We start from the raw sequence: 13393 nt of genomic DNA on the forward strand, positions 1-13393 counted from the left end.
ACAATCACGATTCACTGCACGTTTCAGGAACCATCGCCCATGACACAGACGTTAAGCCAGCTTGAAAACAGCGGCGCTTTCATTGAACGCCATATCGGACCGGACGCCGCGCAGCAGCAAGAAATGCTGAATGCGGTTGGCGCCGAGTCGTTAAACGCGCTGATCGGCCAGATTGTGCCGAAAGACATTCAGCTCGCAACCCCGCCACAGGTGGGCGAGGCGGCGACCGAATACGCTGCGCTGGCAGAGTTAAAAGCCATCGCCGGGCGTAACAAGCGCTTCACGTCCTACATTGGCATGGGTTATACCGCCGTGCAGTTACCGCCGGTTATCCTGCGTAATATGCTGGAAAACCCGGGTTGGTACACCGCATATACGCCGTATCAACCAGAAGTCTCCCAGGGCCGTCTGGAAGCACTGCTTAACTTCCAGCAGGTGACGTTGGATCTGACCGGTCTGGATATGGCTTCCGCTTCTCTGCTGGATGAAGCCACTGCGGCTGCCGAAGCCATGGCGATGGCAAAACGCGTCAGTAAACTGAAAAACGCCAACCGCTTCTTTGTGGCGTCTGATGTTCATCCGCAAACGCTGGATGTTGTCCGTACCCGTGCGGAAACCTTCGGCTTTGATGTCATCGTTGACGACGCAGCAAAAGCGCTGGATCACCAAGATGTCTTCGGGGTGCTGCTGCAACAAGTGGGCACTACCGGTGAAGTTCACGACTACAGCGCGCTGATTGCTGAACTGAAAGCGCGTAAAGTGGTGGTCAGCGTAGCGGCCGATTTTATGGCGCTGGTTCTGCTGACTGCGCCGGGCAAACAGGGCGCGGACATTGTTTTCGGCTCCGCTCAGCGCTTTGGCGTACCGATGGGTTACGGCGGCCCGCACGCGGCATTCTTTGCTGCCAAAGACGAATTCAAACGCTCCATGCCAGGCCGTATTATCGGCGTCTCCAAAGATGCCGCAGGTAATACCGCTCTGCGCATGGCGATGCAGACTCGCGAGCAGCATATCCGCCGTGAGAAAGCGAACTCCAATATTTGTACCTCGCAGGTACTGCTGGCAAACATCGCCAGCCTGTATGCCGTTTACCACGGTCCAGTCGGACTGAAGCGCATTGCGAACCGCATCCACCGCCTGACCGATATTCTGGCCGCGGGTCTGCAACAGAAAGGGTTGAAGCTGCGTCATGCGCACTACTTTGACACCCTGTGTGTCGAAGTCGCTGATAAAGCGGCCGTGCTGGCGCGTGCCGAAGCGGCAGAAATCAACCTGCGCAGCGATATTCATAACGCGGTAGGCATTACGCTCGACGAAACCACCACCCGTGAAAATGTGGTGCAGTTGTTTAATGTTCTGCTGGGCGACAGCCACGGCCTGAACATCGATACGCTGGATAAAGACGTGGCGCTCGACAGCCGTTCTATTCAGGACAGCATGCTGCGTGATGATGCGATCCTGAGTCATCCGGTGTTCAATCGCTACCACAGCGAAACCGAGATGATGCGCTACATGCACTCGCTGGAACGTAAAGATCTGGCGCTGAATCAGGCAATGATCCCACTGGGTTCCTGCACCATGAAGCTGAACGCGGCCGCCGAGATGATCCCTATCACCTGGCCTGAATTTGCTGAACTGCACCCGTTCTGCCCACCAGAGCAGGCGGAAGGGTATCAGCAGATGATTGGTCAGCTTTCTGAGTGGCTGGTAAAACTGACCGGTTATGACGCCGTCTGCATGCAGCCGAACTCCGGCGCACAGGGTGAATATGCGGGCCTGCTGGCGATTCGTCACTATCACGAAAGCCGTAACGAAGGCCATCGCGATATCTGCCTGATCCCGGCCTCTGCTCACGGTACTAACCCAGCTTCCGCCCAGATGGCGGGAATGCAGGTGGTCGTGGTGGCCTGTGATAAAAACGGCAACATCGATCTTGGCGATCTGCGCGAAAAAGCGGCGCAGGCGGGTGAAAACCTGTCCTGCATTATGGTGACCTATCCATCCACCCACGGCGTGTACGAAGAAACGATCCGTGAAGTATGCGAAGTCGTGCATCAGTTTGGCGGCCAGGTTTACCTCGATGGCGCGAACATGAACGCTCAGGTCGGTATCACCACGCCAGGCTTTATCGGCGCGGATGTTTCACACCTTAACCTGCATAAAACCTTCTGCATTCCGCACGGCGGCGGCGGCCCGGGTATGGGGCCGATCGGCGTTAAATCGCACCTCGCACCGTTTGTGCCGGGTCACAGTGTGGTACAGATTGAAGGCATGCTCACCCGTCAGGGCGCGGTATCTGCCGCACCGTTCGGTAGCGCCTCCATTCTGCCAATCAGCTGGATGTACATCCGCATGATGGGCGCTGAAGGTCTGAAGCAGGCAAGCCAGGTGGCAATTCTGAATGCCAACTACATTGCCAGCCGTCTGAAAGATGCCTACCCGGTTCTGTATACCGGTCGCGATGGCCGTGTGGCGCACGAGTGTATTCTCGACATTCGTCCACTGAAAGAAGAGACCGGCATCAGCGAGCTGGATATTGCCAAGCGCCTGATCGACTACGGTTTCCATGCACCAACCATGTCGTTCCCGGTAGCGGGTACGCTGATGGTGGAGCCGACGGAATCTGAAGGTAAAGTGGAATTAGATCGCTTTATTGATGCGATGCTGGCAATCCGCACAGAGATCGATCGTGTGAAAGCAGGCGAGTGGTCACTGGAAGATAACCCGCTGGTTAACGCGCCGCACACCCAAAACGAGCTGGTGGCGGAGTGGAATCACGGTTACAGCCGTGAAATCGCGGTGTTCCCGGCTGGCGTGGCAAATAAATACTGGCCAACGGTGAAACGTCTTGATGACGTTTATGGTGACCGTAATCTGTTCTGCTCCTGCGTGCCGATGAGCGAATATCAGTAACTTTTCCGCGTAGTAAAGTAGTGTATAGGCCGGGTAAGGCGAAGCCGCCTCCCGGCTTTTTCATATCTGGAGGTATCCATGGGAATCGCACTTGTTACTGGCGGAAGTCGCGGTATTGGGCGCGCAACCGCGCTACAGCTGGCAGAAGAGGGTTACACCGTTGCGGTTAACTTCCATCACAATATTCGTGCCGCAACCGAGGTGGTGAATCACATTGCGTCAGCAGGCGGCAAAGCATTTGCCCTGCGGGCGGATATCAGCGATGAAAGCCAGGTTGTGGCAATGTTTGAGGCGATCGACCGAGAAGGTGAACCACTGGCTGCGCTGGTGAACAATGCCGGGATTTTGTTCGAGCAGAGCACGGTAGAAAACTTTACTGCCGAACGCATCAACCGCGTAATGGCAACCAACGTTACCGGCTATTTCCTGTGTTGTCGGGAAGCGGTTAAGCGGATGTCGTTGAAGCATGGCGGTAAGGGCGGGGCGATTGTTAACGTCTCGTCAGCAGCATCAAGGCTGGGCGCTCCATTTGAATATATCGACTATGCAGCGTCGAAAGGGGCGGTAGATACGTTGACGACGGGGTTAGCGCTGGAGGTGGCGGCGCAGGGTATCCGTGTGAACGGCGTGCGTCCTGGCCTAATCTACACCGACATGCATGCGTCTGGTGGGGAGCCCGGACGGGTTGATCGCGTAAAGTCGATGTTACCGATGCAGCGTGGCGGACAACCGGAAGAAGTGGCGCAGGCTATCACCTGGCTACTGAGTGAGAAGGCGTCTTACGTAACGGGCAGTTTTCTGGAGCTGGCGGGTGGGAAGTAACACGTTGATTGCCGGATGGCGCATCGCTTATCGGCCTACGGGAAATTAATGTGTAGGCCGGATAAGGCGTTTACGCCGCCATCCGGCAAAAATCACAGATTTTCGCCGTTGCTGGCGATCACCTCTTTGTACCAGTTGAAGCTTTTCTTGCGTGAACGCGACATATCTCCGGTGCCATCGTCGTGCTTGTTCACGTAAATAAAGCCGTAGCGTTTACTGTACTGACCGGTTGTGAACGACACGCAGTCAATGCAGCCCCACGGTGTGTAGCCCATCAAATCTACGCCATCGTACGTTACTGCTTTCATCATCTCTTCAACGTGGGCGCGTAGATAGTCGATGCGATAGTCATCGTTGATGCTGCCATCTTCTTCTACTTTGTCGTACGCACCAAAGCCGTTTTCAACGATAAACAGCGGCTTCTGATAGCGTTCGTACAGCTCACATAAGGCATAGCGCAGGCCGACGGGATCTATCTGCCAGCCCCAGTCGGAGGCTTTAACGTGTGGGTTGGGGACGCTGCCTTCGAAGCCGGAAATCGCGTCACCGCTGCCACCTTCCGCTTTTACGGCGTTGGTCATGTAGTAGCTGAATCCGAGATAGTCGCAGGTGCCTTCACGCAGGATCTGTTTGTCGCCTGCTTCCATTTTGATATTGAATTCACGACGCTCCCATTCGTTCAGCACATAAGAGGGGTAATAACCGCGTAGCTGGACGTCGGTGAAGACGTAGCGTTCACGCATCGATTCCTGCGCAAACATCATATCCTCGGGTTTACAGGAGAAGGGGTACAGCGGCACCATCGCCAGCATGCAGCCGACTTTCATTTCAGGATTAATGCGCCGTGCCGCCTTCACCGCCAGCGCGCTGGCAACAAACTGGTGATGCAGCACCTGATACAGCGTTTCTTCCGGATTCTCATGCTCGGTGTACACCACGCCGGAACAGCAATAGCCAAACAGCGGCGCACGCCAGTTACGCTGGTTGTTGATCTCATTAAAGGTCATCCAATATTTGACCTTGTGCTTGTAGCGCTCAAAGACCACTTCGGCAAAACGAACGAAGAAATCGACCACTTTGCGGTTGGTCCAGCTACCGTACTGCTGTACCAGATGTAGCGGCATTTCGAAGTGGGAGAGGGTAATAACCGGCTCAATGTTGTACTTGAGCAGCTCGTCGAACATGTCGTCGTAAAACTTCAGCCCTTCTTCATTTGGCTGAGTTTCGTCACCTCGCGGGAAGATTCGGGTCCAGGCAATAGACGTACGGAAGCATTTGAAGCCCATTTCAGCAAACAGCTTTATGTCTTCTTTGTAATGACTGTAAAAATCGACGGCTTCGTGGTTTGGATAGTACTTGCCTGGAATGACGCTCTGGGTGATTTCGCGTGGAACACCGTGCGCGCCGCCGGTCAGCACGTCACAAATGCTTGGCCCTTTGCCGCCTTTGTTCCAGCCGCCTTCAACCTGATGCGCCGCAACCGCACCACCCCATAAAAAATCTTTCGGTAAAGTCAGTTTTTTCATTTGCGCTCAGTCTCAAATTAATACCATTTGATTTTGAGTCTAACAAAGGAAAGTTAAATGTCACGATATAACAAAATAGGCTTAATGTGATTTGTTACATCAAAAAAACAGTTTGTTTTTTTATGCCAATTTTTTCGCCAGTTTGCGACCCAGTGACTCCAGAATATAAATTACGGGGATTTGTGTGGTTATATCATAGACCCCCGCAATGCGGGTTTGCGGCACATGCCAGGAGAGGTTAAAGTCGGCCAGTTTCGCCAGGCGTGAGTGCTCGTGGCTGGTAACCGACAACACTTTGCAGTTGTGGAGGCTAAACTGGCTGGCGAAACGCAGGATCTCCTCGGTTTCGCCGGAGACGGATAGGACAATTGCCAACGCGTTTCGGGCCATATCATTGGTTACCGGGAAATAGGGATCGTCAATATGGTTGCTGAATTTCCCGACGTTTGAGAAAAATCTCGCACCATATTTAGCTAAGGCGCCGGATGTTCCCGCGCCAACGAATATAATACGCTCGGAGGACAATATAATATCAACAGCCTGATCGAGTAATGTGTCGAATTCGTCGTTATTCACGCCCTTAAAGAAGCTGATTATTTCGCTGGCACCGAAATTAGCCTGTTGCGGTTCATTCTGCTCTAAATATAATTTAAAGCGTACGCGAAACTCAGAGTAGCCCTCACAGTTAAGTTTGCGGCAAAAGCGCAGCACGGTGGTGGTTGAAACCCCTACGGCATCAGCCAGTTCGCGAATGGTCATGTACATGACTTTGTCACGGTTCTTGATGACATAGTTGTAGACCAACATCTCAAGATTGTTGAGACTGGCGATGGCGGCGTGGGAGAACATACTCACAATGGCAATACTCACTCATCAGACTTCATCTACAGGGAATAATAACATGCAGCCAAATGACATCACTTTTTTTCAGCGTTTCCAGGATGACATTCTGGCCGGACGCAAGACTATCACTATTCGCGATGAGTCTGAGTCCCACTTCAAAACCGGAGACATTCTGCGGGTTGGACGCTTCGAAGATGACGGTTACTTCTGCACTATAGAAGTGGTAGGCACCTCGACCGTGACGTTGGATACGCTGAGTGAAAAACATGCTCAGCAGGAAAATATGACCCTTGATGAGCTTAAACGCGTGATTACAGAGATCTATCCAAATCAGACGCAGTTTTATGTGATTGATTTTAAATGCGTTTAATTTAAAGAATACACTTGTTAGCTGAAAAATAAAATGTAAATAATTGATTTTTATATGTTATTTATTGGTTGATATTTATTTTAGCTAACATGTGTTCACTGGAACCATTCTCAGTTACGCTAGAAGCGCAATCACGAAAGTGTTCGTTTTTTGGGAGTAAGCTATGGTTCAGAAGCCATTAATTGCACAGGGGTATTCTCTGGCAGAGGAAATCGCCAATAGCATCAGCCACGGAATTGGGCTGGTGTTTGGGATTATCGGACTGGTGCTGTTGCTGGTTCAGGCAGTAGATACCAATGCCAGTGCTATGGCCATTACCAGCTATAGCCTGTACGGCGGCAGCATGATTTTGCTGTTCCTGGCTTCAACCCTGTATCACGCGATACCCCATCAGCGAGCGAAACTCTGGCTGAAGAAATTCGACCATTGCGCTATTTATCTGCTGATTGCCGGAACCTATACGCCATTTCTGCTGGTGGGGCTGGACTCACAGTTGGCGCGTGGCCTGATGGTGGTGATCTGGAGCCTGGCGCTGCTCGGTATTCTGTTCAAATTGACCATTGCCCACCGCTTTAAAATTTTGTCGCTGGTGACCTATCTGACCATGGGCTGGCTGTCATTGATTGTGGTGTATCAACTGGCGGTTAAACTGGCTGCTGGGGGCGTAACGCTGCTGGCGGTAGGTGGCGTGGTCTATTCACTGGGCGTCATTTTCTACGTCTGCAAACGTATCCCTTACAACCATGCAATCTGGCATGGATTCGTGCTGGGTGGCAGCGTGTGCCATTTCCTGGCCATCTATCTGTACGTGGGGCAGGCGTAATCATCATTGCCTGGTGGCGCTGCGCTTACCGGGCCTACAAAACCCTCGACCCGGTAAGGTGAAGTCGCTACCTGGCGATTTACTCTTCCAGCGAATACGGCAGCGGTACTATATGCAGCGTTTTCGCGTCGTCGCGCACGCGGAATACGCTGTCGGCTTCCATGTCGTTATTCATCACCACCTGCACCAGTACCTGACCGTCCGCCAGTTGTACTGCCGCAAGTACGGTGCCGGTTCGGCGCCAGTTCTCTCCCATTTTCAGTTCCAGGTCTTCACCCGCTTCCGGCACCCGGCTGGCTGAACCTGCCAGTGTCCACAGCGCTCGTTTGTTAGCGCCGCGGAATTTCGCCCGTGCGACCATTTCCTGACCGGTATAGCAGCCTTTTTTGAAGCTGATCCCACCCAAGGCCTGCAGGTTGGTAGCCTGTGGAATGAACTGCCCGCTGTTGGCGGTATCAATTACTGCGATACCGGCTTCGATATCCAGTGCCAGCCACTGTTGGCTGTTGTTCAACTCTGCTTCACCACGCAGTTTTTCTACCAGCGTTTCCGCCGTGGCTGCATCGGTAATCAGCAGGAAGCGTTCGGCCGGGTGTTCAAACCACAATATCGTAGAAGAGCCTTCGGTAATCACCTGCTTATCGCGGGTTGGCAGTTCGCTAAAGAGATTGTCCAGCGCGGCACGCGCCTGGAATCCGGCAACGCCCAGCAGCACGCGTTCGTCGTCCGGCGCAATCACCACTTTTGAGAAGACGGCATATTTTTTCAGTTCGGTAAGCTGGGCATCGCGCAGGCTACGGCGCTCAAGCCACGCGAAGCCTTCACCCAGGCGGAAGAGGCGCAGGTTGCTCCACATTTTGCCTTTGGCATCACAGTGGGCAGCCAGCACATGCTGATGTTCGGTCAGCTGACTGACATCAGCAGTAACTTGGCCCTGAATATACTTCTCACTGTCGGTGCCGGTAATGGTCGCGAGTGCCCAGTCATCAAGCGTCATCAGCGTCAGAGGCAAACGTGTTGACGCACAAGGCTGACGAGGAGGAAAAGATGTAAAAGCCATAATAATGTCCTGATTTGCTTAACGCAGTAATAATGACTAATGGTAAAAGAGCTATGGCCCATTGCAAGCGGTTTAAACATCCTATTTGTGCCATATTTTAAGCTTTGCGAGGAGACATCCATAATTGATGAACCCTTTGACTTAATGTGGTTTTATTTAGCGATCGTGCTTCCGTTTACTGATATTCCCGTAAAAGAGCGTGAAAAACACGTTACAATAGCCGGGTACTTCGTTTTCGCGAGACAGGAAGAAGAACATGGATATTAACAACAAAGCACGTATTCATTGGGCATGCCGTCGCGGTATGCGTGAGCTGGACATTTCGATCATGCCGTTTTTCGAACATGAGTATGACAACTTAAGTGATGACGAAAAGCGCATTTTTATCCGTTTGCTGGAATGTGATGACCCCGATTTATTTAACTGGTTGATGAATCACGGGAAGCCGGCTGATGCACAGCTGGAGCAAATGGTACGGCTTATCCAGACACGGAATCGGGAACGTGGTCCAGTGGCAATCTGATTTACGCGTCTCCTGGCGCGCACAGTGGATTTCGTTGCTCATTCATGGGCTAGTGGCGGTGCTTATTTTATTGATGCCATGGCCACTGAGTTACACCCCTTTATGGTTGATTTTGCTCTCTCTGGTGGTGTTCGATTGCGTGCGCAGTCAGCGCCGTATCAACGCTTGTCAGGGAGAGATTAGACTATTGATGGATGGCCGCCTGCGTTGGCAAGGGCAAGAGTGGTCGATTGTTAGCGCCCCCTGGATGATAAAAACGGGCATGATGTTGCGTTTGCGGTCAAGTACAGGAAAGCGTCAGCATCTGTGGCTGGCGGCGGACAGTATGGATGATGCCGAATGGCGGGATTTGCGTCGGTTGATATTACAACCGTCAATGCAGAAATAGCGCTGACGGTAAGGTTACAGACCTTCACCGTCAGTCAGCAGATGCTCAGGACCAGTGTTCGGCCATTTCGCCAAGAATTTGCTCACACCATGCCTGGATGCGTTCATCGCTAAGATCGTACTGGTTGGTTTCATCCAGGGCAAGGCCGACAAACAGTTGCCCATCGGCAATAACAGGTTTATCGCTGGTAAATTCGTAGCCTTCTGTTGGCCAGTAACCGACAAACTTCACCCCTTTCGTGACTAGCTTGTCGTGCAGCATTCCCAGCGCATCCAGGAACCATTCACCGTAACCCAACTGATCGCCCATGCCGTAGAGAGCAACAATTTTGCCTTCCAGGTTGAGGTCATCCAACTGATCCCAGACGGCTTCCCAGTCCTCCTGGATTTCGCCGAAATCCCAGGTCGGGATACCTAAAATGAGCACGTCGTACTGCTCCATTAAGGTCGGAGAATCATCCTTGAGGTTGTGTAATGTCACCAGCTCGGGACCAAGAATATCGCGGATTTTCTCTGCTGCCATCTCGGTGTAGCACGTGCTGGAACCGTAAAAAAGACCCATGTTCATTACTAAACGTCTCAATTCTGCTGTAGCGTTGCGCGTAGTGTATCAGAATCGCCGCAATCACGGCACAATGAGGCATAATGCATCAAAAATGAGAATGAAATAAGGGGCGCGAGTGGAACAAGATCTGGCGCGCATCGAGCAATTTCTTGATGCCCTGTGGCTGGAACGCAATCTGGCGGAAAACACATTAAATGCGTATCGTCGCGATCTAACCATGCTTGTTGAATGGCTACACCATCGCGGTGTTTCTCTGACGACGGTACAGAGCGATGACCTGCAAGCACTGCTGGCCGAGCGAATGGAGGGAGGGTATAAAGCCACCAGTTCCGCGCGTTTGTTAAGTGCAATGCGGCGATTTTTTCAACATCTCTATCGCGAGAAATTCCGCGATGATGATCCCAGTGCCTCGCTGGCTTCACCTAAGCTACCACAGCGTTTGCCAAAAGATCTCAGTGAGGCGCAGGTCGAGCGACTGCTGCAGACCCCGCTGATTGACCAGCCGCTGGAACTCCGAGACAAAGCCATGCTCGAAGTCTTATATGCCACCGGTTTGCGCGTTTCTGAGCTGGTGGGGCTGACGATGAGTGATGTCAGCCTGCGTCAGGGCGTTGTGCGGGTCATTGGTAAAGGTAATAAAGAGCGGCTGGTACCGTTGGGTGAAGAGGCTGTGTATTGGCTGGAAACCTATCTGGAGCACGGACGACCATGGTTGCTCAATGGCGTCTCCATTGATGTGCTGTTTCCCAGCCAGCGTGCGCAGCAGATGACACGCCAGACCTTCTGGCATCGAATTAAACACTATGCTGTGTTAGCGGGAATCGACAGCGAGAAGCTGTCGCCGCACGTACTGCGGCATGCTTTTGCCACGCATTTGCTTAACCATGGCGCTGATTTGCGCGTGGTGCAGATGCTGCTAGGTCATAGCGATCTCTCTACCACACAAATTTATACCCATGTCGCAACGGAGCGCTTGCGTCAATTACATCAACAGCATCACCCGCGTGCGTGAGTGCTGACAGGAAAGGATAGGTTATGAAAAAAAGTTTTATGATGCTCACCCTGCTGGCGACGGCGTTTTCAGGCATGGTGCAGGCAGACGACGCGGCGATTCGTCAGTCATTAACGAAGCTGGGTGTACAAAGCACAGAAATTCAACCTGCTCCGATTGCGGGAATGAAAACTGTACTGACCAACAGCGGCGTGTTGTACGTCACCGAAGACGGCAAGCACATTATTCAGGGACCGATGTATGACGTGAGCGGTGCAAGTCCGGTTAACGTCACCAATCAACTGCTGATGAAGCAGCTGAACGCGCTGGAAAAAGAGATGATCATCTATAAAGCGCCGCAGGAAAAACACGTTATTACCATTTTCACCGACATCACCTGCGGCTATTGCCACAAGCTGCATGAAGAGATGAAAGACTACAACGCACTGGGAATTACCGTGCGTTATCTGGCCTTCCCTCGCCAGGGACTGGAAAGCCAGGCCGAGCAGGACATGAAATCCATCTGGTGTGCGTCAGATAAAAACAAAGCGTTTGATGATGCCATGGCGGGTAAAAGCGTGAAGCCAGCAACTTGTAATGTGGATATTGCTGACCATTACGCGCTGGGTGTGCAGTTTGGTGTAAGCGGCACGCCGGCGATCGTTCTGAGCAATGGCTATGTTGTTCCTGGCTATCAGGGACCGAAAGAGATGAAAGCGTTCCTCGACGCGCACCAAAAACAGACCAGCGGTAAATAATTCGCGTGAAACAACAGATACAACTTCGTCGTCGTGAAGCCGACGAGACTAGCGACCTGCCTGCCGATCTGCCGCCGCTGTTGCGTCGTTTGTACGCCAGTCGCGGTGTGCGTAGCGCGCAGGAGCTTGAGCGTAGCGTCAAAGGCATGTTGCCGTGGCAGCAATTGAGCGGTGTCGAAAAGGCGGTGGAGATCCTCTATAACGCTTTTCGTGAAGGCACCCGCATTATCGTGGTGGGGGATTTTGACGCCGATGGCGCAACCAGCACGGCGCTGAGCATTCTGGCGATGCGAGCATTGGGATGTAGCAACATTGACTACCTGGTGCCCAACCGTTTTGAAGACGGTTATGGTTTGAGCCCGGAGGTGGTGGATCAGGCACATGCCCGCGGCGCTCAGCTGATCGTCACCGTCGACAACGGCATCTCTTCCCATGCCGGCGTTGAACATGCCAGAACGCTGGGGATCCCGGTAGTGGTTACCGATCACCACCTGCCCGGCGATACCCTGCCGGGTGCAGTGGCGATTATTAATCCTAACCTGCACGACTGTACGTTCCCGTCGAAATCACTGGCGGGCGTCGGCGTGGCTTTTTATCTGATGCTGGCACTGCGTACTTTTCTTCGTGATAAGGGCTGGTTTGATGAGCGAGCTATCACCCCGCCAAACCTCGCAGATCTGCTTGATCTGGTTGCGCTAGGTACGGTAGCCGATGTTGTCCCGCTGGACGCTAATAACCGCATCCTGACGTGGCAAGGCTTGAGCCGTATTCGCGCAGGGAAATGTCGTCCTGGCATTAAAGCGCTGCTTGAGATTTCAAATCGCGACCCGCAGAAATTGGCCGCCAGCGATTTAGGCTTTGCGCTGGGGCCACGCCTGAATGCGGCAGGCCGCCTGGATGATATGTCAGTTGGCGTGGCGCTGTTGCTGTGCGACAACATTGGCGACGCGCGGGTGCTTGCCAGTGAACTGGACGCGCTCAACCAGACGCGGAAAGAGATAGAGCAGGGCATGCAGACGGAAGCGCTGACCCTGTGCAAGAAGCTTGAGCGCAGCAGCGAGACGCTGCCTGGCGGGCTGGCGATGTATCACCCCGAGTGGCATCAGGGCGTGGTAGGGATCCTGGCGTCACGCATTAAAGAGCGTTTTCACCGTCCGGTGATCGCCTTCGCACCGGCTGGAGACGGCACCCTTAAAGGGTCGGGGCGCTCGATTCAGGGCCTGCACATGCGAGATGCACTGGAGCGACTGGATACCCTTTACCCGGGCATGATCCTTAAGTTCGGCGGCCACGCCATGGCGGCAGGATTATCGCTGGAAGAAGCACAGTTTGAGTGCTTCCAGCAGCGTTTTGGTGAGCTGGTGACCGAGTGGCTCGATCCTGCCTTACTGCAGGGCGAAGTGGTCTCCGATGGCCCGCTAAGTGCGGCGGAGATGACCATGGACGTCGCACAAATGCTGCGTGATGCAGGACCTTGGGGGCAAATGTTCCCGGAGCCGCTGTTTGACGGGCGCTTTCGCCTGCTTCAGCAGCGTCTGGTTGGCGAGCGTCATCTGAAGGTGATGGTTGAACCCGTCGACGGCGGACCGCTGCTGGACGGTATTGCGTTTAATGTTGATACCGCTATCTGGCCGGATAACGGCGTTCGTGAAGTCACGCTGGCCTATAAGCTGGATATTAACGAGTTTCGCGGCAACCGCTCATTGCAAATTATTATCGATAATATCTGGCCACTTTAGCGTCACTATATCTATAAAAAAGAGCGTGGATTGGTTACAATCCCGCTCTTATAACCGCATTTTGACTCGTCCA

At 53.1% G+C, this 13393-nt stretch carries 13 protein-coding genes; 9 read left to right on the forward strand and 4 right to left on the reverse strand.

Annotated features, from left to right (window positions below; all coding sequences use genetic code 11):
- The first annotated feature begins 39 nt into the window (after positions 1-39).
- Together gcvP and FDX22_RS23110 are read left to right on the forward strand one after the other, a co-directional pair.
- Positions 40-2913, forward strand: coding sequence for an aminomethyl-transferring glycine dehydrogenase (gene gcvP / locus FDX22_RS23105; RefSeq protein WP_146717840.1), 2874 nt, complete (start codon positions 40-42; stop codon positions 2911-2913).
- A 78-nt stretch (positions 2914-2991) separates the two neighbouring features.
- Positions 2992-3735 (forward strand): SDR family oxidoreductase, encoded by a 744-nt coding sequence (locus FDX22_RS23110; protein WP_117342627.1) that lies wholly within the window; start codon positions 2992-2994, stop codon positions 3733-3735.
- Positions 3736-3827: 92 nt separating this feature from the next.
- Here the strand turns inward: FDX22_RS23110 and bglA are convergent, their stop codons facing one another.
- The gene (gene bglA, locus FDX22_RS23115) at positions 3828-5261 is read right to left on the reverse strand and encodes a 6-phospho-beta-glucosidase BglA (RefSeq protein WP_115257538.1); all 1434 of its coding nucleotides are present in this window, start codon (positions 5259-5261) and stop codon (positions 3828-3830) included.
- 120 nt (positions 5262-5381) lie between these two features.
- Entirely contained in the window at positions 5382-6110 is a 729-nt protein-coding gene (locus tag FDX22_RS23120) for a MurR/RpiR family transcriptional regulator (RefSeq protein ID WP_115259901.1), read from the reverse strand.
- A 52-nt stretch (positions 6111-6162) separates the two neighbouring features.
- Between FDX22_RS23120 and yqfB the strand changes: the two genes are divergently transcribed.
- Both yqfB and FDX22_RS23130 read left to right on the forward strand, forming a co-directional pair.
- Positions 6163-6474: a N(4)-acetylcytidine aminohydrolase gene (gene yqfB, locus FDX22_RS23125; RefSeq protein ID WP_096755795.1), complete on the forward strand. Its 312-nt coding sequence runs from the start codon at positions 6163-6165 to the stop codon at positions 6472-6474.
- 163 nt (positions 6475-6637) lie between these two features.
- Positions 6638-7297, forward strand: a complete 660-nt coding sequence (locus tag FDX22_RS23130; protein ID WP_146717841.1) for a hemolysin III family protein — start codon at positions 6638-6640, stop codon at positions 7295-7297.
- A gap of 79 nt (positions 7298-7376) precedes the next feature.
- Here the strand turns inward: FDX22_RS23130 and ygfZ are convergent, their stop codons facing one another.
- Complete coding sequence (gene ygfZ, locus FDX22_RS23135; protein ID WP_115257540.1) at positions 7377-8357, reverse strand: tRNA-modifying protein YgfZ; 981 nt, start codon at positions 8355-8357, stop codon at positions 7377-7379.
- A gap of 256 nt (positions 8358-8613) precedes the next feature.
- Between ygfZ and sdhE the strand changes: the two genes are divergently transcribed.
- Together sdhE and FDX22_RS23150 are read left to right on the forward strand one after the other, a co-directional pair.
- On the forward strand, positions 8614-8880 hold the full coding sequence (sdhE, locus tag FDX22_RS23145; protein WP_096755798.1) for an FAD assembly factor SdhE: 267 nt from the start codon (positions 8614-8616) through the stop codon (positions 8878-8880).
- A complete protein-coding gene (locus FDX22_RS23150) occupies positions 8861-9268 on the forward strand; it encodes a protein YgfX (protein ID WP_096755799.1) in 408 nt (135 codons plus the stop codon). The genes sdhE and FDX22_RS23150 overlap by 20 nt, the downstream gene beginning before the upstream one ends.
- A gap of 45 nt (positions 9269-9313) precedes the next feature.
- On the opposite strand, the gene fldB is transcribed toward FDX22_RS23150, so the two are convergent.
- The gene (gene fldB / locus FDX22_RS23155) at positions 9314-9835 is read right to left on the reverse strand and encodes a flavodoxin FldB (protein WP_096755800.1); all 522 of its coding nucleotides are present in this window, start codon (positions 9833-9835) and stop codon (positions 9314-9316) included.
- A 112-nt stretch (positions 9836-9947) separates the two neighbouring features.
- On the opposite strand from fldB, the gene xerD reads away from it, so the two are divergent.
- The 3 genes from xerD to recJ are packed head-to-tail and all read left to right on the forward strand — an operon-like array spanning position 9948 to position 13320.
- Positions 9948-10844, forward strand: coding sequence for a site-specific tyrosine recombinase XerD (gene xerD, locus FDX22_RS23160; RefSeq protein ID WP_146717842.1), 897 nt, complete (start codon positions 9948-9950; stop codon positions 10842-10844).
- A gap of 23 nt (positions 10845-10867) precedes the next feature.
- Positions 10868-11581 carry a bifunctional protein-disulfide isomerase/oxidoreductase DsbC gene (gene dsbC / locus FDX22_RS23165; RefSeq protein ID WP_096755802.1) on the forward strand — a complete coding sequence of 238 codons (714 nt, stop codon included), beginning with the start codon at positions 10868-10870 and terminating at the stop codon, positions 11579-11581.
- 5 nt (positions 11582-11586) lie between these two features.
- A complete protein-coding gene (gene recJ / locus FDX22_RS23170; RefSeq protein ID WP_146717843.1) occupies positions 11587-13320 on the forward strand; it encodes a single-stranded-DNA-specific exonuclease RecJ in 1734 nt (577 codons plus the stop codon).
- The last annotated feature ends 73 nt before the right edge of the window (positions 13321-13393 follow it).

Source organism: Citrobacter sp. TBCS-14 (assembly GCF_005280805.1).
GTDB lineage: Bacteria > Pseudomonadota > Gammaproteobacteria > Enterobacterales > Enterobacteriaceae > Citrobacter > Citrobacter gillenii.

What these genes read in the sequence shown, in the direction of transcription:
- dsbC (WP_096755802.1), top strand. Translation starts at nt 10,868, where the DNA reads ATGAAAAAAAGTTTTATGATGCTCACCCTGCTGGCGACGGCGTTTTCA.
- sdhE (WP_096755798.1), top strand. Translation starts at nt 8,614, where the DNA reads ATGGATATTAACAACAAAGCACGTATTCATTGGGCATGCCGTCGCGGT.
- ygfZ (WP_115257540.1), bottom strand. Translation starts at nt 8,357, where the DNA reads ATGGCTTTTACATCTTTTCCTCCTCGTCAGCCTTGTGCGTCAACACGT.
- FDX22_RS23110 (WP_117342627.1), top strand. Translation starts at nt 2,992, where the DNA reads ATGGGAATCGCACTTGTTACTGGCGGAAGTCGCGGTATTGGGCGCGCA.
- yqfB (WP_096755795.1), top strand. Translation starts at nt 6,163, where the DNA reads ATGCAGCCAAATGACATCACTTTTTTTCAGCGTTTCCAGGATGACATT.
- bglA (WP_115257538.1), bottom strand. Translation starts at nt 5,261, where the DNA reads ATGAAAAAACTGACTTTACCGAAAGATTTTTTATGGGGTGGTGCGGTT.
- fldB (WP_096755800.1), bottom strand. Translation starts at nt 9,835, where the DNA reads ATGAACATGGGTCTTTTTTACGGTTCCAGCACGTGCTACACCGAGATG.
- gcvP (WP_146717840.1), top strand. Translation starts at nt 40, where the DNA reads ATGACACAGACGTTAAGCCAGCTTGAAAACAGCGGCGCTTTCATTGAA.
- FDX22_RS23130 (WP_146717841.1), top strand. Translation starts at nt 6,638, where the DNA reads ATGGTTCAGAAGCCATTAATTGCACAGGGGTATTCTCTGGCAGAGGAA.
- FDX22_RS23120 (WP_115259901.1), bottom strand. Translation starts at nt 6,110, where the DNA reads ATGTTCTCCCACGCCGCCATCGCCAGTCTCAACAATCTTGAGATGTTG.